Source organism: Glaciihabitans sp. GrIS 2.15 (assembly GCF_035984695.1).
Taxonomy (GTDB): Bacteria; Actinomycetota; Actinomycetes; order Actinomycetales; family Microbacteriaceae; genus Lacisediminihabitans.
Window position 1 is genome coordinate 186,466 of the sequence record NZ_JAXCHU010000008.1, and the last position, 22,070, is coordinate 208,535.

At 65.2% G+C, this 22,070-nt stretch carries 19 protein-coding genes; 4 read left to right on the forward strand and 15 right to left on the reverse strand.

Annotated elements, in window-relative coordinates; all coding sequences use genetic code 11:
• Positions 1–36: 36 nt before the first annotated feature.
• Entirely contained in the window at positions 37–1,029 is a 993-nt protein-coding gene (locus RCH11_RS13025; RefSeq protein ID WP_327057443.1) for a stage II sporulation protein M, read from the reverse strand.
• A gap of 17 nt (positions 1,030–1,046) precedes the next feature.
• Between RCH11_RS13025 and RCH11_RS13030 the strand changes: the two genes are divergently transcribed.
• The gene (locus RCH11_RS13030) at positions 1,047–1,904 is read left to right on the forward strand and encodes an RDD family protein (RefSeq protein ID WP_327057444.1); all 858 of its coding nucleotides are present in this window, start codon (positions 1,047–1,049) and stop codon (positions 1,902–1,904) included.
• Here the strand turns inward: RCH11_RS13030 and RCH11_RS13035 are convergent.
• Complete coding sequence (locus RCH11_RS13035; protein WP_327057445.1) at positions 1,901–3,397, reverse strand: glycosyltransferase family 2 protein; 1,497 nt, start codon at positions 3,395–3,397, stop codon at positions 1,901–1,903. The two genes, RCH11_RS13030 and RCH11_RS13035, sit on opposite strands and share 4 nt — an antisense overlap.
• Complete coding sequence (locus tag RCH11_RS13040; RefSeq protein ID WP_327057446.1) at positions 3,394–3,681, reverse strand: hypothetical protein; 288 nt, start codon at positions 3,679–3,681, stop codon at positions 3,394–3,396. Before RCH11_RS13040 ends, RCH11_RS13035 begins: the two co-directional genes overlap by 4 nt.
• An 86-nt stretch (positions 3,682–3,767) precedes the next feature.
• On the opposite strand from RCH11_RS13040, the gene RCH11_RS13045 reads away from it, so the two are divergent.
• The gene (locus RCH11_RS13045) at positions 3,768–4,712 is read left to right on the forward strand and encodes a glycosyltransferase (protein WP_327057447.1); all 945 of its coding nucleotides are present in this window, start codon (positions 3,768–3,770) and stop codon (positions 4,710–4,712) included.
• Here RCH11_RS13045 and RCH11_RS13050 read toward each other — a convergent pair.
• The 6 genes from RCH11_RS13050 to RCH11_RS13075 form a co-directional block, all read right to left on the reverse strand.
• Complete coding sequence (locus tag RCH11_RS13050) at positions 4,709–5,725, reverse strand: glycosyltransferase family 2 protein (protein ID WP_327057448.1); 1,017 nt, start codon at positions 5,723–5,725, stop codon at positions 4,709–4,711. The genes RCH11_RS13045 and RCH11_RS13050 overlap by 4 nt on opposite strands.
• A complete protein-coding gene (locus RCH11_RS13055) occupies positions 5,726–6,967 on the reverse strand; it encodes a rhamnosyltransferase WsaF family glycosyltransferase (protein ID WP_327057449.1) in 1,242 nt (413 codons plus the stop codon).
• A 41-nt stretch (positions 6,968–7,008) separates the two neighbouring features.
• Positions 7,009–8,172, reverse strand: a complete 1,164-nt coding sequence (rffA, locus tag RCH11_RS13060; protein ID WP_327057450.1) for a dTDP-4-amino-4,6-dideoxygalactose transaminase — start codon at positions 8,170–8,172, stop codon at positions 7,009–7,011.
• Positions 8,173–8,322: 150 nt separating this feature from the next.
• On the reverse strand, positions 8,323–9,798 hold the full coding sequence (gene ahcY / locus RCH11_RS13065) for an adenosylhomocysteinase (RefSeq protein ID WP_327057451.1): 1,476 nt from the start codon (positions 9,796–9,798) through the stop codon (positions 8,323–8,325).
• Between the two features lie 110 nt (positions 9,799–9,908).
• The gene (locus RCH11_RS13070) at positions 9,909–11,327 is read right to left on the reverse strand and encodes a phosphomannomutase/phosphoglucomutase (RefSeq protein WP_327057452.1); all 1,419 of its coding nucleotides are present in this window, start codon (positions 11,325–11,327) and stop codon (positions 9,909–9,911) included.
• 22 nt (positions 11,328–11,349) lie between these two features.
• Positions 11,350–11,583 carry a DUF3499 family protein gene (locus RCH11_RS13075; protein ID WP_327057453.1) on the reverse strand — a complete coding sequence of 78 codons (234 nt, stop codon included), beginning with the start codon at positions 11,581–11,583 and terminating at the stop codon, positions 11,350–11,352.
• 55 nt (positions 11,584–11,638) lie between these two features.
• Between RCH11_RS13075 and RCH11_RS13080 the strand changes: the two genes are divergently transcribed.
• Positions 11,639–12,076 (forward strand): metallopeptidase family protein, encoded by a 438-nt coding sequence (locus tag RCH11_RS13080; RefSeq protein WP_327057454.1) that lies wholly within the window; start codon positions 11,639–11,641, stop codon positions 12,074–12,076.
• A 26-nt stretch (positions 12,077–12,102) separates the two neighbouring features.
• On the opposite strand, the gene RCH11_RS13085 is transcribed toward RCH11_RS13080, so the two are convergent.
• The 4 genes from RCH11_RS13085 to galE all read right to left on the reverse strand — a co-directional run bounded on the left by RCH11_RS13085 (position 12,103) and on the right by galE (position 18,299).
• On the reverse strand, positions 12,103–13,644 hold the full coding sequence (locus RCH11_RS13085) for a DUF5719 family protein (RefSeq protein ID WP_327057455.1): 1,542 nt from the start codon (positions 13,642–13,644) through the stop codon (positions 12,103–12,105).
• Positions 13,637–16,480 (reverse strand): glycosyltransferase family 2 protein, encoded by a 2,844-nt coding sequence (locus RCH11_RS13090; protein ID WP_327057456.1) that lies wholly within the window; start codon positions 16,478–16,480, stop codon positions 13,637–13,639. Before RCH11_RS13090 ends, RCH11_RS13085 begins: the two co-directional genes overlap by 8 nt.
• A gap of 329 nt (positions 16,481–16,809) precedes the next feature.
• Positions 16,810–17,151: a WhiB family transcriptional regulator gene (locus RCH11_RS13095; RefSeq protein WP_327057457.1), complete on the reverse strand. Its 342-nt coding sequence runs from the start codon at positions 17,149–17,151 to the stop codon at positions 16,810–16,812.
• 182 nt (positions 17,152–17,333) lie between these two features.
• Positions 17,334–18,299 (reverse strand): UDP-glucose 4-epimerase GalE, encoded by a 966-nt coding sequence (gene galE / locus RCH11_RS13100; RefSeq protein ID WP_327057458.1) that lies wholly within the window; start codon positions 18,297–18,299, stop codon positions 17,334–17,336.
• Between the two features lie 205 nt (positions 18,300–18,504).
• Here galE and RCH11_RS13105 point away from each other — a divergent pair, with 205 nt between their 5' ends.
• On the forward strand, positions 18,505–19,458 hold the full coding sequence (locus tag RCH11_RS13105) for a GlxA family transcriptional regulator (RefSeq protein ID WP_327057459.1): 954 nt from the start codon (positions 18,505–18,507) through the stop codon (positions 19,456–19,458).
• Between the two features lie 64 nt (positions 19,459–19,522).
• Here the strand turns inward: RCH11_RS13105 and RCH11_RS13110 are convergent, their stop codons facing one another.
• Both RCH11_RS13110 and manA read right to left on the reverse strand, forming a co-directional pair.
• On the reverse strand, positions 19,523–20,530 hold the full coding sequence (locus RCH11_RS13110; protein WP_327057460.1) for a hypothetical protein: 1,008 nt from the start codon (positions 20,528–20,530) through the stop codon (positions 19,523–19,525).
• Positions 20,531–20,758: 228 nt separating this feature from the next.
• Complete coding sequence (gene manA / locus RCH11_RS13115) at positions 20,759–21,970, reverse strand: mannose-6-phosphate isomerase, class I (protein ID WP_327057461.1); 1,212 nt, start codon at positions 21,968–21,970, stop codon at positions 20,759–20,761.
• Positions 21,971–22,070 lie beyond the last annotated feature (100 nt).

Below are 22,070 nucleotides of genomic sequence, written 5' to 3' on the forward strand. Positions count from 1 at the left end.
TTATCGTGAATGACTCAAAACTGGATGGTGGAATCGTCAGGCCGCGACGATCCTCCGCGCGCCCGCCTCGAACTCGTCGAGGTCACCGGTTTCGCCCGCGCGCACAGCGCGACGGCCGATCACCCACTGGTAAAACAGGAACGACCCGAGCGCCACCGTGCCGATTCCGATCTTGATCACCCAGGGCCAGTCCTGGCGGGTGACAAAGCCCTCGATGATGCCGGAGACCAGAAGCGAGAGGATCAGGCCGATCGCGACGGTGAACAGTGCTCGCCCCTCCTCGGCAAGCGCCTGCCCGCGCGTGCGGGCACCGGGAGCGATCCACGACCAGAAGATGGTCAATCCGGCCGCTCCGGCGACGAAGATCGAGTACAGCTCGAGCTGGCCGTGCGGGGCGATGTAGAGAAAGAACACATCGAGCCGATCGTGGGAGGCCATCAGTGCGCCGCTGAGTCCAATGGTTTGCGCATTCAAGAAGAGCACGTAGGGAGCGACACCGACGATGCCAAACGCAACACACTGGGCTGCGAGCCATGCGTTATTCGTCCAGACCTGCCCGGTGAAGGATGCGGGAGGGTGATTCGAGTAGTAGTTCACGAAGTCCTGCTCCACGAACTGCTTGCGAAATTCCTCGGTTCCGAAGTGAGAGAGCACTCCGGGCGTGTTGAGTGCCCAGAACCCGTAGAGCACGGCGATGGTCGCGCTGGCGAGGGCGACGATCAGGCTGGTCCAGCGGATGCGATAGAGAGCCGCAGGAAGCTGCGCCCCGAAGAAGGTGGGCAGCTGGCTGAGCACATTGCTCCCAGCGCCGGTGAAGCGCAGGCGCGCGCGGGACAAGGACAGCGACAACCGATCTCCCTGCACGGACTGCCCCGCCGTGGTCTTGATCGCGGAGAGCTGGCTGGCCCCGGACTGGTAGCGCTCGATCAGCCGGTCGGATTCGCTGCCTGAGAAGCTCCGTTTCGCCCCGAGCCGGGCAAGCTCGTCCCACTCATCGCGGTGCGCGGCGGAGTATGCATCGAGATCCATCTGTTTAGATACTAGACATGGCGACGGCAGCGCAGGGTGGTGCACGCATTCCCGAGGTCTCGGATGAGCTCGAGCTGATGACCGGCGAGGCCGTTGGCCTCGACCTGCGGCCCATAAGCTTCATTCTGCGGGCGGCCGGCGCGATGATCGACTTCGTGGCCTACTTCGGACTCTGGCTCCTCATCCTGCTCGCCGTGACGTCTCCTTGGCTGAGCGGATTCTTCGACGAGGCGAGCAGTAAGGCAGTCACCCTCTCCGCCCTCGTCTTCTGCCTGGTCGTCACCCCGACCGCCGTCGAGACCCTCAGCCAGGGTAAGTCGCTCGGCAAACTCGCGGTCGGCGGGCGGATCGTGCGGGACGACGGCGGATCGATCGGATTGCGTCACGCCTTCATCCGCTCGCTCACCGGGGTGCTCGAGGTGTTCTCGACCCTCGGTGGCATCGCGTCAGTCACGGCGCTCCTCAACGGCCGCACCAAACGCCTCGGCGACCTGCTCGCCGGCACCTACAGCCAAAACGAGCGGGTCTCGAAAATTACGCCTCCCGTGTACGGGGTCCCCCTCGAACTGCTCGGCTGGGCCACGACGGCCGATGTGGCGCGGATGCCCGACGGCTTGTCGCGCCGCATTGCACAGTTCCTCCGACAGGCGTCGCGATTGACCCCGGATGCCCGCGCCCGCATGTCCCGCTCGCTCGCGACCGAGGCATCCGGCTTCGTCTCGCCGCTGCCGACCGTGGATGCCGAACTCTTTCTCGCCGCGGTCTCGGCGCTCCGCCGCGACCGCGAGTACACCGGCCTCAGCCTCGAGACGCAGCGCCTTGAGCACCTACGGCCGGCGCTCGAAGGGCTGCCGCACGGATTCCCCGAGCGCTAGGGCTGCCCATCCGAGCTCGGCCAGTAGGGGTCCGACAGCAGCCAGGTACCCCAGTGGGCACGCAGCGTCGCGAGTTCTGCCGGTTCGACGGTGGCAATTCTGCTCTTCGATTCGAAGTGATACAGGCGAGCGTGCGGCGTCCAGATGATGCTCCGGCCGCTCGTCCGAACTTTGAGAGACAGATCCACATCGTTGTAGTTACCGGCGTAGTCGAGCGAAAGTCCCCCCAGTTGCCAGAAGGTGTCGGCGCGGATCATTGCGCAGGCGGCGGTGACTCCGGAGACTTCGCGCTCCACGCCCATGGAGCCGAGGTCGTCGTCTCGATCGGCCGGCCACCCGAACGCGATGTGTCCCGCCCAACTCGCCGAGTAGACATGTCCGCCGTGTTGCACCGTGCCGTCTTCGAAGAAGAGCAACGATCCGACCAGTCCGACTCCCGGTTGCTGGGCGAGGCCGAGCATTGTTTCGATCCAGTCAGGGGTGATCAGGTCGACGTCATCGTTGAGTAGCACCAGGTAGTCACCACGTGCAAAGATCGCGCCCCGGTTCATCTTCGCCGAGAAGTTGAAGTCCTCGGACCACCGCACGACCCGAAGGGCGTCACCGGCGAGGCACACGAGGTCGTCGATCACCGATTGGGGTGTCTCATCATCGGCGACGACGACGAATTCAAGGGAGGCATACGTCGATCGCTCCAGTATGCCGCGCACGGCATCCACCACGAGAACGCTCTCGGCGCCGTGAATTCTTGCGCGACTTCCCCGGGTGGGAATGATGATCGAGACGAGCGGGGCGGACATCAGCGGGTAATTCACCTGGAGCCCCCCGGCCACGACGGTCACCTCCGCGACGATGTCACTCGCACCGAGGAATTGTGCGACGACCTTGCGGTGCCGCTCGGTAGACGGTCGGATGGCCATGGCGGAGACCGAGAGGATCTCCGGGATACGAAGCACGCGCGCCGCATCCGAACCGAGCCGTAACGAGAGGTCGAGGGGATGTGCGCCCGCGTGGCCAGCGCCGAACCCGCCCCTCCGGAGAAGAGCTTCCACCCGGAATCCCCGGACATCGCCGAGATAGTCCTGGGATCGGAGTCGAATTGTCGAGAAGGCCGGTCGGTGGGTTCTTCGCGAACCGGGGAGGCGCGAGTCACCGTAGAGGAGATCGATGTCGAAGCGCGCCACTGCGGACTCGACGTGTGCGAGTGCTCCCGGAGCCAGTCGCGCCGAGGCATCGATCCACACAACCCAGTCACTCCGCGTCTGCGACAGCAGTCGATTCAGCACTGCGGCGTCGTCGTCGGGCAGCGGAACAAGTAGTACCTCAGCGTCGACCGCCCAATCCGCACTGTCCTCCTCGTTGGCAGCGACGAGACAGACGAAGTCGGTGCCCGGCGCCGCCTGCAGAGCGCTTTCGACCAGTACCCGCTCGACGTCAGCCCGGGAACGACCGATGCCATCCACCCAGATCGTAAGAGTCGGCGCAGCACTCACCGGTTCGAGTTCCGGCGCAGCATCCGCCGCACGACGCGAAGAGGGATGGTGACGACGCGACCGACCCGCCACGGCAGGGACGCGCGCATCGCAATCAGCTGCTGCTCGGCGTCGAGCTGCTCTGTCGGAGTGAGCACACGCACTGTGCTGACCTGCGCGAGCTCTGCCTCGAGGCTCATGATGCGATCGCTGAGCTGGAGCAGGTTCTCGAGAGCGTGCACGCGACCAACACCCTCGAGTTCGGCCTCCGGCCCGACCCAGGATTCACTGCTCGGACTGGTCACGGCACTCGCTTCTTCCCTCGTTGTCCCACCAGCCCCTACTGTAACGCGCGGGCTGGTCGGGCATCGTGCGCCCTCGATAATGGGGTGTGACCGAAAACGAACGACCGACGGGCCAGAGGGTTGTGGCCGTCGTTCCCACCTTTCGTCCCGATGAGGCGCTGCTCGTCGGCCTCCGCGCTCTCGCCCCGCAGGTGGCAATGATTATCGTGGTGGACGACGGAAGCCCGGACGACCCGGCGGGGATCCTCGATTTGGCAGGGGAACTCGGCTGTGAAATCGTTCGAAGCGCAAGCAACGACGGGATCGCTGCGGCACTCAACATCGGCATTCGAATGGCGCTCGCTGACGACGCCGATTTCGTGCTCACACTCGACCAGGACACGGTTCTCCCTGGCCACTACGTGTCCGACTGTACGACGGCCTTTCGCATCGCGGCTCCGGCCACACGACTCGGCGTCGTCTGCACCGACCGTGTGAACGGCCAACCCTCTATCCCCGAGCACTACACGGCCGAAGGACTCGGCCTGGTGCGGGAGGCGATCCAATCGGGCTTTCTCATCAGCGCCGAGTGCCTCAGAGAGTGCGGCCTCTTCGATGAGCGACTCTTCATTGATTGCGTCGACACCGAATTCTGCCTGCGGATCGCGCAGTATGGCTACCGGATCGCTGTGGGGCCTGGCACGGATATCAGCCATTCGCTCGGCGAGCAGGTCGCCCTGAGACCCTTCGGGGTCGCTCGCTTCGATGAGCGGGGACGCCAGCGCACCTATGAGTACCACGGCCCTACCCGCCGGTATTTCATCACCCGTAACAACATCGACCTCTTCCTGCGGTACTCCCGCATCCGCCCGCGTTGGGTACTCTCGGCGATCAAGCGCGAGATCGGACCGACCGTGACCACCATCGTCTCGGGGCCACTGCGCTGGCGTCAGCTGGTTGCGACCGTCATCGGCGCGGCCCATGGCCTGATGCGCTTGCGCGGCCCGCTTTCCCCCGGACTGCGCAAACTCCTGGTCGGGAGGCGCGACTAGCTATCGGGTCGCGCCTGGCGCACCCGCTCACGCTCGAGCGAGTGCGCCTCGATCGTTCTGCGGTCGTCGAGTCGCACCCGCGCCGCGCGGCCGTAGTTGCGCCACTTGGATGCGTGGTACCACGGGTTCACAACGAGCCACCGAAGGGTCGCCCCAATCCCATAATCGGAATCACGGATGATTCGAATCGAGTCTTTCAGGATGCCGTAGCCAGCCCGCAGCACCGCGCCACCGAAGCCATACATCGGGGCGCTCTCATCCACTCGGCGCATGGCAAGGGTTTCGTCGAAGATTCGCTTGCCATATTCGCTAAAGCTGAGGTCATTGGAGTGCTCGACACTCGCGTCCGGAGAATATGCCTTACGGTAGCCGGCCTCGATCAGGTCGCGGGCGAAGGCCATGTCTTCGGAATAAGACAGATCGCGGTAGGGAATCACGTCGAGGAGGAACTCCCGCCGCGTGGCCGAGTTGACGTCCGAATAGAAGGCAAGCAGATCCAGCTCCGAGCCGGTGGGCACCCGCTCGGTGCGTTGATAGAGCGCCAGTTCGTCGCCGAATCGCGCGAAGACGGCCTGGATCTCATACTTCTGCAGGGGAAAACATCCCGGCCGGGGCTCCTGCTTGCCGAATACCGCCACGGCATCCGCTCCGCCGGGGTCGAGCGGCGCGACGAGAGCGCTGAGCCACCCGGCCGTGCGGGGAAGGGCATCCTGGGTGAGATACGCGACGACCCGCCCGCGGGCGAGTTGTGCGGCCAGATTCCGAGTTTTTCCATGCCCGAATTCGGAATTGGGGATCTCGTGCAGGCGCACCTCCGGATGGGCGCGCACGATTGTCAGGGTACTGTCAATAGAGCCGGAGTCAATGACAAGCACTTCGACTGAACCAGCGAAGTCCTGGCGCTCGAGCAGCGAAAGAAGACGATCGAGATACAGTTCGCCGTTCAACGTCGGGATGACGACGGTGACATCAAGGGATGCCACCTGGCGGAGGTGTTGCAGAGGCTCGGTCACTCAGAGAGCCGTCCGCATGGCCTTCTCGAACGAGCCGATGAACTGGCTCGCCGGATCTGACCAGTCCGTCTCGCTGACTGCCCGAGCAATTCGCGCGCCATTCTCGACCGCATCCGGCCGGTCGACGATGGCAATCAGCCGTTCAGCGATCGCTCGTGGGGACATCGGCACGTATTCCACATCCGGACTGTCGAACACCCCGCGAGTGTTCGGGGCGTCGTTGACGACGGGCACCACTCCACTTGCCATCAATTCCATGGGGAGCAACGACATGTTGGTGAGAGAGAGCACAAGCCCTGCCGCACAGCGGTTATAGATAGCGTCGAGTTCGGCGATGTCCACGGCCTTGTGATTCACATAGGGGAACGGCACGTCGTAGCCCGACATGTCCCAACCCACGAGGTTAATTGTGATGTCCGGCCTGAGCCTCGCGACTTCGCTGAGCGCGAGTAGGCCGAACTCGGTGGCCCGTCTCGGGGTCGGCGGGCGAGCGTAGAACGCGATCTCGGTGCGGCGAGCGGTGTTTGCGAAGGTGTAGCGGGTGGTGTCGACGGCGAAGTCGTACGCGTCACACGACATCCCATAGTCGGTGCGCAACCTCTCGCCAAGCCACTGGCCGGCCGCGATCCCGTGGAAGCCGAGGCGGTACGAGTTCTCCGCGAGCACGTAGTCGCTGCCCTCCGCAAAGAAGAAAGGTTCGAAGTCCTGGGCGAAATAGAACCGCTTCGCAGCGCCCTCGTAACGATACGCGGCGTAGGTCGCCTCCCAGTCGGAGGCGACGATCGCGTCGTAGCCGGGCGCGAACCCTGTCGCCGGGTCGTAGAGCTTCAGCTCTCCGGCAAGTTCGGGATAGGCACTCATGCTCTGCATCATCGACTGGATTTCTTCCAGGTTCACCACCGGGAACTTGCCGGGCGAGTACAGATACACCGTGAGGTCGTGCCCGGCCTCTTCGAGGAAGCTCATGAATCGAAACGCGTTCTGGTGCCCACCGCTGGTGCGGCTCGGCGGGGTGATCACCCACGCGATCCGGTATTTTCCGTCCGAGCCGGCGATCGATTCGCCGTTGAAGTTTCTCGGCTTCGTCCAGTCGACCGCGATGACGTCTTCCCGGTAGACAGAGGAGAGCGGCGTCACGACGAATGGACTGAAGCGGTTCGCCAGGAACTTAGCGCTTCGCCAGGCCGCCGACCGCACGCCTTCGGTTTTCAGGCTGGTGAATGCGCGTCCGAGCGCGTTCATATGTCGACACTCGAATGCAGGCTATCCATCACAGTTAAACCCTACCGACCCGGGAACTCCGCGACCGCCGCAATGACTCTCGTCACATAGTCCTCCGGCATCCCGGCCCACAAAGGCAGCCGAACGATCCGACGGGAGAAGTCTTCACTCTGCGTGAGAGGCTGCAATACGCGTCCGTATCGTCGGCCAGCCGGGCTGGAATCGAGAGGCACGTAGTGGAAAGTCGCGATGATGCCGGCGGCTCGCAAGTGCGAGATCAGCGCAGTTTGCGATTCCCAATCGGCCATGACCAGGTAAAATACGTGAGCGGAGTGAATGCCGAGCGGCGGGCTCATCCGCCGCACCCCGTTTTCCGCGGACCACTCTTCGAGCTCCTGCGAGTAACGATCCCAGACCCCGAACCGCGCGTGCTGGATGTCGTCGAACGACTCGAGCTGAGAGTCGAGGACAGCGGCATTGAGCTCGCTCATCAGGTAACTCGAACCGACCTCCACCCAGCTGTATTTATCGACCTGGCCGCGCAGGAACTGGGACCGATTGGTGCCCTTCTCCCGCATGATCTCCGCACGCTCCACCAACGAGGGATCATTGATGAGAAGGGCGCCACCCTCGCCGGAGTGCACATTCTTCGTGTCGTGAAAACTCTGGGCGGCAAGAATGCCGACCGTCCCGAGCCTGTGCTCTCCGATGCTTCCGCCGAGCCCGTGGGCATTGTCTTCAATGACCGGAAGGTCGTAATTTCGAGCGATTGACAGAATCGCATCGACATCCACCGGAACGCCGCCGTAATGCATGATGGAGATGGCTTTGGTGCGGGGCCCGATTGCCTCACTCACCTGCTGTGGATCGATATTGCCGGTGGCAGGGTCGATGTCGACAAACACGCAGGTCGCTCCGGTGCGCGCCACAGCATCCGCCGCCGATGGGAAGGTGAAACTCGGCAGGATGACTTCGTCGCCCTTGCCCATGCCGAGGAGGTAGCTTGCCATTTCGAGAGCGTGTGTTCCCGATGTGGTCAGGAGCACGTGATCAGCCGAGGTGATTTCGACCAGCCGTTCGGTGGCCCGGGCGGTGAAGATGCCGTCGCCGTGGACATGGCCGGAACGAAGCACCTCAGACACGTTGGCCAGCTCATTCCCGCTGCTGAATGGCATCGAAAACGGAATGATGTCGAGCGCGAGATGTCGGTTCTTATCGATGGTCATGACTCAATTCCCTTGTTCAGGGATTCGGCCTGACCTGACACAGCCTAGGGTCGACTCCCTGTCGAAACGACGATGCGACTCGCCCCGAGGGGTGAATCGCATCGTCGCATTCCGCTCGGTGGTTCCTGCTGGCGAGCGAGCCGGAGATGATCAGTATCGGTAGTGGTCCACCTTGTACGGTCCCTCGACTGGCACACCGATGTAGGCGGCTTGCTGGCCGCTGAGCACCGTGAGCTTCACTCCGAGGGCATCGAGGTGCAGGCGGGCCACCTTCTCGTCGAGGTATTTCGGCAGCACATAGACCTTGCGCTCGTAGTTCTCACCGTGGGCGTACAGCTCGATTTGGGCGAGCACCTGGTTGGTGAACGATGTGCTCATAACGAAGGAGGGGTGCCCGGTGGCATTGCCCAAGTTCATCAGGCGGCCTTCAGACAGCACGAGGATGCTGCGGCCGGACGGCAGCCGCCACTCGTGTACCTGTGGCTTGATTTCGATCTTCTCGGTGCCCGCAAGCTTCTCGAGACCGGCGATGTCGATCTCGTTGTCGAAGTGTCCGACATTTGCGACGATCGCGAGGTGCTTCATCCCGAGCATGTGGTCAACGGTGAGCACGTTCTCGTTGCCGGTACCGGTGACGAAGATGTCCACGTCGCCCAGGACATCCTCGATAGTGGTGACCTGGAACCCGTCCATTGCCGCCTGCAGTGCATTGATCGGGTCGATCTCGCTCACGATGACGCGAGCACCCTGGCCCTTGAGCGCCTCAGCGGCACCCTTTCCCACATCGCCGTAGCCGGCGACGAAGACGACCTTGCCGCCGATGAGCGCGTCAGTGGCGCGATTGAGGCCGTCCGGTAGCGAGTGGCGGATGCCGTACTTGTTATCGAATTTGCTCTTGGTGACGGAGTCGTTCACGTTGATGGCGGCGAACTGCAGCTCCCCAGCCTTGGCGAGCTCATAGAGGCGGTGCACGCCAGTGGTGGTCTCCTCGGTGACGCCCATGATGTCGGCGGCGATGGTGGTCCACCGATCCGAGGAGGACGCGAGCGATGAGCGAAGGGTGTCGAGGATCACTCGCCATTCATGGGTGTCATCCGTCGCAGCATCCGGAACCGCGCCGGCAAGCTCGTATTCACGACCCTTATGCACGAGGATTGTTGCATCACCACCGTCGTCGAGAATCATGTTCGGGCCGCTGAAGCCCTCCGCTGACCAGTCGAAAATCTGGGTCGTGCACCACCAGTATTCCTCGAGCGTCTCCCCTTTCCAGGCGAAGACAGGAGAACCGGCCGGATTCTCGACGGTGCCCGTCGGGCCGATGGCAATGGCTGCCGCCGCCTCGTCCTGGGTCGAGAAGATGTTACAACTGGCCCAGCGCACCTGCGCGCCGAGCGCCACGAGAGTTTCGATGAGCACTCCAGTCTGCACGGTCATGTGGAGCGACCCGGCGATGCGTGCGCCAGCGAGCGGCTTCGACTCGCCGAATTCCTCGCGGAGGGCCATAAGGCCGGGCATCTCGTTTTCGGCAAGTCGGAACTGGTGGCGCCCGGCTTCGGCGAGGGAGAGGTCGGCGACCCTGAATTGCAGGGCGGTGCGAGAGGCGGTGCTCGGGGCAGTGATCGTCATGCCTCAAGGGTACGCGACAGTACCTGCACCGAACCTGCGATTGTTCACTTTCGTTGCGACCGTTCCCGATCGCCCGGAACCGTCGTGACGAAGTGCACGATCGGTGGACGCTACTCGCGGATGAGCGCGAGCACGGCATCCCTGACGCGTTCCATGACCGCGGGGGTGCCGGCTTCCACGTTCAGGCGCAGCAGCGGCTCCGTATTCGAGGGACGCACGTTGAACCACCAGAACGGCTCATCCTGGCCGACGATCCCGGTGACCGTGAGGCCGTCCAGTTCATCGAAGTCACCCACCCCGGTGTACGCCTCGACGATACGGTCGTAGGCGGCCGGGATGTCCGTGACGGTCGAGTTGATCTCCCCGCTCAGGGCATACGGGGTGTACTTCTTTGAGATCGTCGAGACCGGATCCGACTGCGAGCCGAACTCGGCCATGAAGTGCATTGCGGCCAGCATGCCGTTGTCGGCACCCCAGAAGTCGCGGAAATAATAGTGCGCGGAGTGCTCGCCCCCAAAGATCGCCCCGGTGATCCTCATCTGGTCCTTGATGAGCGAATGCCCGACCTTCGTTCGCACCGGGATCGCCCCGGCAGCCTCGATCGTCTCTGGCACGATATTCGAGGTGATGAGGTTGTGGATCACGAAGATATCGCCTTCTGGCTGCAGCGCCCGTACCCGGCTAATCTCCCGCAACGCCACCACGGCGGCAACGGCAGAGGGGGTGACGGCGCCGCCTTTCTCGTCCACGACGAAGCAACGGTCGGCGTCGCCGTCGAAAGCGAGACCGAGGTCCGCACCGTGGTCGACGACCGCCTTCTGCAGGTCGACGATATTCGCGGGCTCCAACGGGTTGGCCTCATGGTTAGGGAAGGTACCGTCGAGGTCGAAGTACAGCGGAATGATCTCGATCGGAAGGGCGGGCAATCCGGCGGCAGTGCTGATCACAGCGGGCACGGTCATCCCTCCCATCCCGTTTCCTGCATCCACGACGACCCTGATCGGGCGGATTTCGGTGAGATCCACAAGAGATCGAAGGTAGGCCGCGTAATCGGCGATCACGTCGACCGACCGGAATGTGCCTGGCTTCGAGACCGGCTCGATCGAACCCGCGAGATACGCCTGTGCGCGGTCGCGAATCGCCTTGAGCCCGGTGTCAAAGCTGATGCCCTGCGCCTTCGCGCGACTGAACTTGATGCCGTTGTAGGTGGCCGGGTTGTGGCTCGCGGTGAACATCGCAGCCGGGGCGTCGAAGTGGCCGGACGCGAAGTAGGTCTCATCGGTCGAGCAGAGCCCGATGGAGAGGACGTTTCCGCCACGAGCCTGAACTCCCACCGCAAAGGCGGCAGCGAACCCCGGTGAAGAGTCACGCATGTCGTGACCGACCACGACATCCTTGCCCGCTCCCTCGATCTCATCGACGAACGCGGCACCGAGCGCCTCGACGACCTCCGCGGTGAGTTGGGACCCGACGAGACCGCGCACGTCGTAGGCCTTGATGAATGGGGCGAGATCAATGAAGGCAGTCATTCTGCCAATTTACCGCGCCGATTTATTGGGCGCGTCGCTGAGGGTCTTCAGGGGCACTGAGCGAGACGTGCCGGATGACCTGCCAGCCCTGTGGAACGGAAAGGCGATCGGAGTGTTTAGCGCAGAGGTCGTAACTGTGCGGCTCGGCAGTGCGGCTGAGCGGTCCGAGCACGGCCATCGAGTCGGCGTAGACGTAGGTGAGGGTGGACACAGCGTCGGCCGTACACGCGACTTTGCTACACGGTCGACCGTCCATTTGACTCCACCCTAGCGCCGCGGGGGAGCCTGAACTCGCCGCGTACACTTTTACGATGACTCGTTCTCGGATCGTCCGCCCGTCGGCGCGACCTGGGTCGCGCGACCGGCACGGTCGAGGCTTGCGTTCCGCCGTGACGGGGCCAGATCTTCCCCTTTTGCACACCCGGTCGGACCTGTTCGACCTCACCGTCTCGGCCACTGCGGAGTACCTCAAGGACCTGTGGCCGGATGAGCTCGCCGGGGTCTCGTTCGAAGTCGCTGGCCTGCCGAGCAAGATCGCGCCCGCTGGCGGTATCGACCGCTGGAGTGTGATCGCGCCCGAGAAGCGCGTGGTTCTATTCCGTCTTCCGATCGAGCGGCTCGCCCGACTGAATCGCACCGACGACCTGCACCGCCGCATGCTCATCGAAAGCTGCGTGTTCCGCGCGGTAGCCGAGTTGCTCGGCAAAGATCCGTGGGACCTCGCCCCCGAGCGCTTCCGCCACCTGTAGCCCGGGCGCCCGCCCTGGTCGAAGATCTACGGGTAGATCACGATCGGGCGTGACGCGGGGGCGGACGGGCTCACGCTGAAGCCCGCGAGCGTGCCGTCACCGACAAAGCTGACGGAGAGCGCAAGCGCATCGAAGCCCGTGAGGAAGTAATTCGTTCCGCCGGTCACCGCCTGGGTGACCGTCCTCCCGGCAGGCACGGTGATCGGGATGTCAGCCGCCCCCGCGTGGGCCAGGGTGACCACGGCATCCTTCTGTGTCGGATTCGCGAGGTGCAAGAGAGGCGCTGGGCCGGGAGCCACGGTCACCAGCGCCCGCCGGGACACTCGTGTTGTCGACGTCGACCAGGCGAAATCAGTCTGGCCCGCCGTACCGACCGTGGAGATCCGCGCCCCGGCGACCAGCGGCTTGTCGGTGGCGATCGTCACGGTGTAGCTACCGTCGGGATAGGAGTCGAGCGGCACCTCGGTGACGATGCCAGGCTGCACCACGACCCGCACCGGCGTCGCGGCCTCTGAGCCGTTCTCCGGCACGATCGTGATCTCTGCGCGAGCGGAGACGGTGCCAGGCAGGTAGAGGCGGATGATCGAGCTCAGGTCGCCGAACCCGCCTTGGGCCTGACGAGCCGCCACCGCCGCTCCGTTCGAAAGCACGAGGCCCGGAATCAGCGTGAACGTCGAGGGGGCGGCAGAGGCGTCGATGATGTCCACTCCCCCGGGTTCGAGGGTGCGCACAATTGTCTGCTGAAGGTTGGCGACGACCTGGCCGCCACGGCTCTGTACGTGCACGACCGGGGAGATGACATCCGGTGCGAATCCGGCGAGGGACAGTACGCGCTGCCCACCCGGAGACACGACAATGCCGTCCGTCCCCGCAGCGATGACGGGGCCGGTTTCGGAGAAGATGCTGAGGTTCACCGTGGCGACGACGTTGCTCGGATTGCTGAGGGTGACGAGAGTGGTGCGCCCGGTATTGGTCGCACCGCCGACCAGCCAGCTATCGCTGCTCGGCTCCGCGCACTCCGCGGCGGCAAGCCCGACGAGATCGCCGGATGAGACCGCCTGCACCTGGCTGCCCGAGAGCAGCGGCAGTAGCGATGAGCTGGTCGATCGCGGAGGAAGCGTAAGCAGGTCGGGCGCGACGCCCGTGGTGCTGTCGGTGGAGGGCAGCGGCGCAAGAGTAGCCTTGCCCGCCGACTGGCTGTAACGCACCTCCGGCTTGCCGACGGAGGAGACCGCGGTCGCTGCCTGCCCGGCATCGTCTCCGAGGCGCAGTAACGGCCCCGCGCATACGCGTTTCTGGGGGGATGCCACGGGCGTGACAAGCCGGGAGACCGGCGTCACCTGATGACTCGGCAACGGCACAAGAATTGCCGCACCGATGGTGACAGCCGCTACTCCAACTCCGATCATGCCGGTGAGGATGCGCGCGCCGAGGAGCACGGCGCCACGGGCGGTGCGTGGCGACTTGGCCACCGGCTCGGCGACATCCTCGACCTCGGTGACGTAGGCGTGAGTCTCGGCGGGTTCCGTCGGTTCCGTCATTTCAGTCGGTTCAGTCGGTTCAGTCATTTTCACCATCCCCATCGAAGGTGTCGGCCGGCTGCCCGGGGTTGGATCCGCTCACAGTGACGCGTCGCCGACGACGCACCGTGGGGATACCGAGCAGAAGGGTCATGCCGAAGATGATGCCCTGGCCGACGAGGATGAGGCTGCCGAGAGCGGTATCGGTGTTGCCCACCGTGGCGATCGTCTTCTCGTTCGGCAGTCCCTCGAACCGCCAGAGCAGCCCGTTGTCGGTGGCGCCGACCGGGGCGAACAGGGCATTGCTGTCGAGAGCCTCAGAGGTGCGTTTGTGCACCCCCGTGTCGTTCGGGGTGAGCAGCACGAAACCGATCGACAGTTTCGTGAGTTCCGAGCCCGCGTCGAATCCGCTGCGCGAGGCCAGGTTTCCCGCAACCGTCGCCACGCGACGCGAGGTCGGATCCGAGAAGGCGGATGTCGCGGCGAGGGTCGACTGGTCGTCGAGCGTTGACCCCGACCCCCGTTGCACCGTCGCGGAGAGGCCGCCACCGGGCTGGGGCGTGAGCACCAGGGTGCCGACATCCGGATGCTGCTCCGCTTCAGCAGTGACCACCGCGGGCAGGATACGGGCGCCCGCCTGAACGGGAGTCGTCTTGAGCAGCACGCTGCCGAGCATCGGAAGCACAAGCAGGGTGGCGGTGACCGCGGTGAGAATTCCCACCGGAACGGCGAAACGACCGAGGGCATCCAGCGCGATCAACACACTGGCGACGAGCCCGAGCCAGAAAAGGCTGAGACCGGAACCGGTCCAGACCGGCACCGCGACCGATCCGAGGTGCGAGACCTGCAGGTGCGATGCCGCGACGGCGGTTACGAACCCGAGAAGCGCCATGATCATCGACGGAATGGCCCGTCGCGACCCCGGAACGAAGAGTGACAGCAACGCGAGCGCTCCGACCGGCAGGAGGAGGGCGGCGATGATGATGCTCGCCGAGACCCCCGGCAGACCGAACGATTGCACGACGCCCGCCCAGCCGTCGAGGCCGTCCTTCCCGTGCACACCGTTGGATGCCGAGAGCAGCGCGAGATGCAGGGCCGATCCGGTTGCCGTTGGCGCGGGCACTCCAGGGTCGGCAAACAGCGCGAGCGGATTGCCGCGCAGCACCTGCTGCACGACCAAGGGAGCGAACAGGGCGATCGCCGGAACCGGGATGCCCAACAACCGATGCACGCTCTTCGGCCGGGCCACGATCCAGGCCAGCAGGGCGATCACGAGCGCCGGCACGAGGCTCGGAGTGGATACCGCGATAGCCGCGAAGAGTAACGCGGCTCCCGCGGAGGCGGCCCACGATCGCGGAGCATTCAGCACCGCGAGCACGAGCCAGGGCAGCAGCAGGTGGGCGATCACGGCCCCGAGGTACCCGCCGCTGAGAGCGCCGGTGAGCGGAGGGGCGATCGCCCAGAGAAACGCGGCGAGCGCGGGCAACGAAGCGCGCGTGCTGAGCCGCCTCGCGGCGAACCATGCCCCGAGCGCGGCGAGCGGGAGAGCGAGCAGATAGACGAGCACAAGGCTGAATGAAGGCGACCAGAAAGTGATCGAACCGAGCACGGCGAGGAGATAGCTAAATGGATCGGCGGCCCCGGTGAACCCGATGCCGATCTCGCGCCAGCCATAGCCGACATGCGACCACAGCTGTTGAACGGAGTCGCTCAGGGGAGAGAGTGCCCCGCCCGTCAGGGAGGGCGAGCCGATAAGGGACCCCCAGGAAATGAGCCCGATGATGCCGGCGAGAAGCACGACCCACAGTCCACCATTGGTGACGAATCCGGCCCGGGCCTCGGTGACGACGACGACAGAGTGCGTGCGCTGGGCGTCGCGTGCCTGAGCGCGACGTTCCCGCGCGGCGGCGGGCGGCATCCGCAGCGGTGCGATGGATGCCCAGCCAACCCGACGGATGCGCTTGAGGCTGCGCCGCGCCACTCTGATGCGACTGCCCCCGAAGGCCGCGGTGAGCGCAGACCCCAGTTCACCGCCGACGGCCCCTGGGCGCTTCGCGAGGAGTTGGCCGATGGCCCTCAGGATGGCGAGCGGAAGCAGCGACAGCCAGTGCAACGGCAAGGCCGCAGCGGGCGCATAGACGAGTCGACGGTGCAGTTGTGCCGCACGGCGGGTGCTCGCGCGGCGTCGATCGGAGACGGTGGCGCGCCCGAACATTTCCGGTCCTCCATCGCTGGCGACCTTTGCACCGGGCACGACCACGACCCGAAAGCCGGCCAGTCGGGCGCGCACGGAGAAGTCGAGGGCGGCATCCACGCTCGGTAGTGCGGGGTCGAAACCGCCGAGGGCGGTCCAGAGGGAGCGGCGCACGAGCATGCCGCCTGCGGCGACTCCGAGAACGTCGGAACGCACGTCGTGCTGGGCCTGGTCGAGTTCGCCCTCAACGAGCGGGATCGAGGCACCGTAATAGGTCATCGTCTCGCCGTATTCGGCGATGACGTCTGGCTGGTCCCAGCGCATGAGCTTCGGGCCGGCCACCGCAACCGAGGGCGCAATCTCCACCGCGCCGAGCAGTGCTTCGAGCGCCGCCGGCTGGGGCGCGTTGTCGTGGGCGAGAAGCCAGAGCCAGTCGTTCACCGACTCCGCGGGCGCCGCCACCGTGAGCGCTCGCGCGATCGCGCTGCCGAAATCGACCTTTCCGGTGGTGGTAACGAATTGGGTGGGACCGGATGCCGCGAGCAACTCCGCGCTGCGATCTGTCGAGCCGGCATCCACCGCGACGATCGCATCGGGTCGCCTCGACTGGCGAGCGAGCCCCGCGAGGGTTCGTTCGAGGTGCGCCGCCCCCGACCGGGCAACGAGTATCACCGTGACTCTCGTTTGCATCCTGTCGAGACTAAGCGCGCTCCGCGGTCAGTGGGGCGTGACACGCACGGCAGGCCAAACCCGGTGGACGACTGGCGCTCGGCTCCGTCCCCGTTGCACGAGACGCCGTCCCCCTCCCGTGAGTCGGCGTCCCCCACCTCCCCCATGAGTCGGCGTCCCCCTCCCGTTTTTCCGACCACCTCCCTGTTCACACAGAGTGGTGGTCGGAAAAACGGTAGATGGATGCCGCGGGTGACGCCTACGCGTGCCGACGCGAGCGGGAGATGGATGCTGCGGGTGACGCCTACGCGCGCCGACGCGGGCGGGAGGCGGATGCCGCGGGTGACGCCCTACGCGCGCTTGCGCAGCTTCCGGCGCTCGCGCTCCGACAGTCCGCCCCAGATGCCGAATCGCTCGTCGTTCATCAGCGCGTATTCGAGGCACTGGTTGCGAACCTCGCAGGAGGTGCAGATCTTCTTCGCATCCCGCGTTGATCCGCCCTTTTCCGGGAAGAATGCCTCCGGATCGGTCTGCGCACACAACGAATCGGTCTGCCACGACAACGGGTTGTCGTCCGAGGCGAATCCGCTGGCCTGCCGCACTCCGGGAACGCCGAGGCGCACCGGGTCAACGAACCAGTTATCGGGAACGACGCCCCCTGTCACAGCGCTGCGGAACTCTTCTGGCGCCATATCACAGTCTCCCCTCCGCGATCACGAACGACTTGCGCAAACGCGTTAGAGATAATTACACCGGTGTAGTTCGGCCACGTCAAGTCGCAAATCGTAAACGCTCAATCCGGCCTCGAGGGTTCGCGACGCGCCGCGCCCCGCAAATGGGGGGCAGCATATATTGCGCCTTCGGCGAAACCCTGTCAGAGGACCGAGCGCTGCCGTGCCACCCAGGCGCTGGAAACCATGTCAGCGAGGCTGTGCCTCATCTTCCAATCCAGGTCGCGTGCAGCGAGTTCACCCGCGGAGACTATCCGGGCGGGGTCGCCGGGGCGGCGGGGACCGATCTCCGGCGTGAACGGGATGCCCGTGACATCCGCCACTGTCGCCATGATCTGGCCGACCGAGATGCCGTCTCCACTGCCGAGGTTGTAAGCGGCTGCGAGCGGCTGACCCGCATCCAACCGCCGCGCGGCGGCCACATGCGAGATAGCCAGGTCGGACACGTGGATGTAGTCGCGCACGTTGGTGCCGTCGGGAGTGGGGTAGTCGTTGCCGTTGATGCGCGGAATACGCCCCTCGGCGAGCGCGTCGAACACAAGCGGGAAGAGGTTGTGCGGACTGGTGTCCCGCAGCGAGGGGTCGCCCGACCCCACGACGTTGAAGTACCGCAGGGAGGTGTGCCGGAGCCCCGTGGCCACACCCTGGTCGCGCAGCAGCCACTCGCCGATGAGCTTGGACTCGCCATAGGGCGACTGCGGATCTTTCGAGGTGTCCTCGGTGACGAGCTCGACATCCGGGGTACCGAACACTGCGGCACTCGAGGAGAAGACGATGCGATCCACGCCGCGGTCCTGCATTGCGGCAAGGAGCACGGCTGTGCCGGTGACGTTCTGCTCGTAGGTGTGCAGCGGACGCTGCACGCTCACGCCCGCGTACTTGAAGCCCGCAACGTGGATGACACCGGTCACGTCGTGCCGCTTGAGAGTGTCGAGCACCAGGTCCCCGTCGAGGATCGTGCCGTGCGCGAAGGGGACATCGTGGGGCACGAAGTCGCGGTGTCCGCTCGAGAGGTCGTCCAGCACGACGGGACTGAGCCCGGCATCCTGAAGCGCTCGCACCACATGGGCACCGATATATCCGGCGCCGCCGGTTACTAACCAGGTCATGCCTACAGGCTAGTGGCGTCCCAGACCCTCGTGCGGCCTCTGAGGCTGGTCCCGGATCTGTCCCGGCGTTTGACGACGATCGAGGTGCTGAGTGCTCCCGCGACCATCGCGCAGGTGATCGTGGCAGAATATCTACGCTTTGCGAGTTGCTGCCATAAGTGGCAGGATCACTATTGTTTGGTTCATTCCTGCCACTGGAGTCTCCGTGCTCAAAAAGATCGTGCTTCTCGCCCTGCCCGGCGTCGCCCCGTTCGAATTCGGAGTGATCTGCGAGGTCTTCGGTATCGACCGCTCCGATATGGGCGGGCCTTCCTTCGACTTCACCATCGCGGCGGCGGCACCGGGCCCGGTTCGCACAAGCCTTGGTTTCGACATGATCATCGAAGCCGGCCTCGAGACCGCCGAGGATGCTGATCTCATTGCTGTTCCCGCGCACTCTTTCACTCGCGTGGACGAGCGCTACCTCGAGGTGATCCGGGCCGCGGAGGCGCGAGGCGCCTGGGTCCTGGGGGTCTGCAGCGGGGCGTTTACCCTGGCGCAATCCGGCATCCTCGACGGTCGCCGCGCCACGACCCACTGGATGCACGCCGACCAGCTTGCGACCGCGTACCCCCGCATCATGGTCGACCCGGATGTGCTGTACGTCGAGGATCGCGGAGTCGTCACGAGCGCAGGCACCGCAGCGGGTATCGATGCCGCGCTGCACATCGTGCGCAAGGAGCTCGGAGCCTCGGCGGCCAACGTCATCGCCCGTCGAATGGTGGTGCCTCCCCAGCGCGATGGTGGCCAGGCGCAGTACATCCAGGCTCCGCTGAGCGAAGACTGCGCGGACTCCTTCGCCGAGGTCGCCGAGTGGATGCTGCAGAACCTCGGTGAGGACCTCCCGGTCGAGCAACTCGCGCGCAAGGCGCTCATGTCGCCGCGCACTTTCGCCCGTCGGTTCCGCGCCGACATGGGCACAACTCCCGCGGCGTGGCTCAACCGACAGCGGATCATCCGCGCGCAGCAGTTACTCGAACAGACCGAGCTGAGCCTTGAGACGGTCGCCGCCGACACCGGCTTTGGGGCCGTCGCAGTGATGCGTCACCACTTCGTGAAGGTACTTCAGACCACGCCAACCGCCTACCGGCGGGCGTTCTGCCAGCGGCGGTCGGCGTAGCGTCTGCGCTTGTGTCCCAAAACGCAGGACATTCGCCATCAAAACGCCCCTCCGGCCGCAATCGTCAGGGTTTCATGGCGAATCTCCTGCGTTTTCGTTGGGCGTGCGAGCGCGATCTCGACCGGGAGAGGATGCCTCGAACCCGCGCCCGACGTGCGTCGACCCGATACGGCCGACGGTTGCGAATGGTGGTGAGTGCAAGGTCATCCGCTCGGCACCGACAGACAGCGAGCAGTATCCGCGTGAAGTCGCCGTACAACTGCCGATAGGTGAATCGCAGCACCCGGTCGCCCGCGATCGCCATTGTGGTGTCCCGGTCATGGTCCTTCTCCCACGAGTTCGACGCGGTGGCTGTCCAGCCCGGGTCGTGTTGTCCACCGTCCACTTCGACGAAGGTGTGCGGCCCGATCTGGAAGTCGAGGCGACCAACACCCCGGCGTGACACCTGCTGAACGACCAACAGGCCTGCGTCCCTCGTCCAGAGACGGAAGAAGGTCTCGCCGTGCGATTCATCAAGCGCACTCACCAGTGCTCGCCACACGCGCACGTCGTGGGGTGCGCGAGCGAAAATGGCATCCAGCCTGCGATCGGTCCACTTTTCAATATGCATCACGAGGCTCGCGCAGGCGACGGCAATATCGCGGGGCTCGTCAATCAGCACCTGTAGGAGAGCATCGTCGATAGAGACCCTCCAGACCGAGTCCGCGGATGCCGCACGATCGACCCAGTGAATGCGCACGTCCCTTGCTCCGGCGAGTCGCTTCCGTCGATCGTGTGTCGCACGCAGTCGGCTGGCCGTTGCCTTGACCACGATGTGAGTGTCCGGTCGTCGGGGCACGGGAATCCCATACGACTCGAGCGCGGAGATCGAGGTCAACCGCCCACCCACCCGAACCGCGCGAACGGCGGGCTCCGGAGCATCCGGAACTGAGTACCAGCCCTGCCGCACCCGAAATATGATGCGGTCGGCGAGCGCTGCGCGGATCGCGGCGTCGGTGTACCCGCGCTCGAGCAGGTCCCGCCTCCGCAGGAACCAGCCGGAACATCGGAGGAGTGTGTCGATGGGCATCATCGGAGCAGCATCCCGATCCCGGCGCGTCGCCGGTGCCATGGCGGCCCAATCCGGGGACACATTCACTTCCGCCGTTCCCGGAAGGAGTAGTCACCCGCGAACTGCTTCCCCAAAACGCAGGAGATTCGCCACCAAAACCCCCTTTCGGCGGCGAGCAGGCGCGTTCCGCGGCGAATCTCCTGCGTTTTAGGGAAGGGTAAGCGGCGGAGCGGCGTGGCGCCCCGGTCCCTACGCCGCCGTCGTCGCTACGAACACGGTGCCCGATCCGGTGAACCGCAGCCCCGCCTCATCCGGCGTGATGTAGACGGCGTCCCCGAGCGCCAGCGATGAGGATGACGCAGCGCCGGAGATCGACACCTCACCGGAGATGCACAGAGCGATCGCCGGCCCCGTGAGCGCGACCGAGGCGTCGAGGAACATGCCGTCGATGCGAAGCAGCTCGAAGTCCGCACCGTCCGGCCTGAAGGCAGCGACCCCCTCGGACGGCGAGGTCGAGTGCAGGTACGGCACCTCGACCGGCGTGAAATCGAGCACGCTCAGCAGCTCGGGCACATCGATGTGCTTCGGCGTGAGGCCGCCGCGCAGCACGTTGTCCGAGGCAGACATGAGCTCGATTCCGAGCCCGCTCAGATACGCGTGGATGTTGCCGGCCGGCAGGTAGAGCGCCTCCCCCGCCGCCAGACTCACCCGATTGAGCAGCAGCGAGATCACGATGCCCGGATCCCCCGGGTACTCCCCCGCCAGAGACGAGACCGTCGCCATTTCAGCGCCGTAACCGGATACCCCTCGAGACGCGAGCGTCGTGACGAGCGACACGAGGGTCGCGACACCGGTGCGCCGGCCGATCACCCATTCGACGGTCTCAGGCAGCGCGACATCCGATCCCGACAGGGAATCGAGCAGGTCTTCGAGGGGCTGTGGCTGCGGATCTTCCATCCCGAGCGACGCGTCGATCAGCGCGCGCAGAAGCGCCCGCACCTCGTCCAATGGACGGAAGCCACACAGCGCATCGAAGGTGGGCGACAGTGCATAGATCAGCTCCGGCTTGGGAAATGCGTCCTTGTAGTTTCGTTCCGGAGCGTCACGGGAAATGCCCAGCTCGTTCTCGCGGTCGAATCCGGCGCGCGCCTGCTCGAGAGTCGGATGCGCCTGGAGCGAGAGCGGAGTCGCGGCGGCGAGCACCTTGAGCAGAAACGGCAGTCGACCGGATGCCGCGAACCGCCCGAGCGTCGTCTCCGGGTCGGCCGCGATCCACTCCGCGAGATCCGCCGCACCACCCGTCTGTGTGGGATCGAGGATCACGCTCGGCGATCCAGGGTGCGCCCCGAGCCAGAGTTCCGCCTCCGGGGCGCCGGATGCCGCGTGCCCGAGCAGCTGGGCGATCGCGGTCGTCGATCCCCACGCATAGGGCCGGGGGGTGTTGATGATGCCTACAAACATCCGCGAGTTCCTTCGATAGGGGTGAGTCAAAACTACCAATCGCGTGGGGAACGCCCAGCCTGCGCGATTAAGGTGGCGGGAGGTCGAGCTCGTCGAGACC

What these genes read in the sequence shown, in the direction of transcription:
- RCH11_RS13025 (WP_327057443.1), bottom strand. Translation starts at nt 1,029, where the DNA reads ATGGATCTCGATGCATACTCCGCCGCGCACCGCGATGAGTGGGACGAG.
- manA (WP_327057461.1), bottom strand. Translation starts at nt 21,970, where the DNA reads ATGTTTGTAGGCATCATCAACACCCCCCGGCCCTATGCGTGGGGATCG.
- RCH11_RS13075 (WP_327057453.1), bottom strand. Translation starts at nt 11,583, where the DNA reads ATGGACGGTCGACCGTGTAGCAAAGTCGCGTGTACGGCCGACGCTGTG.
- ahcY (WP_327057451.1), bottom strand. Translation starts at nt 9,798, where the DNA reads ATGACGATCACTGCCCCGAGCACCGCCTCTCGCACCGCCCTGCAATTC.
- RCH11_RS13030 (WP_327057444.1), top strand. Translation starts at nt 1,047, where the DNA reads ATGGCGACGGCAGCGCAGGGTGGTGCACGCATTCCCGAGGTCTCGGAT.
- RCH11_RS13085 (WP_327057455.1), bottom strand. Translation starts at nt 13,644, where the DNA reads ATGACTGAACCGACTGAACCGACTGAAATGACGGAACCGACGGAACCC.
- rffA (WP_327057450.1), bottom strand. Translation starts at nt 8,172, where the DNA reads ATGACCATCGATAAGAACCGACATCTCGCGCTCGACATCATTCCGTTT.
- RCH11_RS13055 (WP_327057449.1), bottom strand. Translation starts at nt 6,967, where the DNA reads ATGAACGCGCTCGGACGCGCATTCACCAGCCTGAAAACCGAAGGCGTG.
- galE (WP_327057458.1), bottom strand. Translation starts at nt 18,299, where the DNA reads ATGACCTGGTTAGTAACCGGCGGCGCCGGATATATCGGTGCCCATGTG.
- RCH11_RS13080 (WP_327057454.1), top strand. Translation starts at nt 11,639, where the DNA reads ATGACTCGTTCTCGGATCGTCCGCCCGTCGGCGCGACCTGGGTCGCGC.
- RCH11_RS13095 (WP_327057457.1), bottom strand. Translation starts at nt 17,151, where the DNA reads ATGGCGCCAGAAGAGTTCCGCAGCGCTGTGACAGGGGGCGTCGTTCCC.
- RCH11_RS13110 (WP_327057460.1), bottom strand. Translation starts at nt 20,530, where the DNA reads ATGATGCCCATCGACACACTCCTCCGATGTTCCGGCTGGTTCCTGCGG.
- RCH11_RS13070 (WP_327057452.1), bottom strand. Translation starts at nt 11,327, where the DNA reads ATGACTGCCTTCATTGATCTCGCCCCATTCATCAAGGCCTACGACGTG.
- RCH11_RS13090 (WP_327057456.1), bottom strand. Translation starts at nt 16,480, where the DNA reads ATGCAAACGAGAGTCACGGTGATACTCGTTGCCCGGTCGGGGGCGGCG.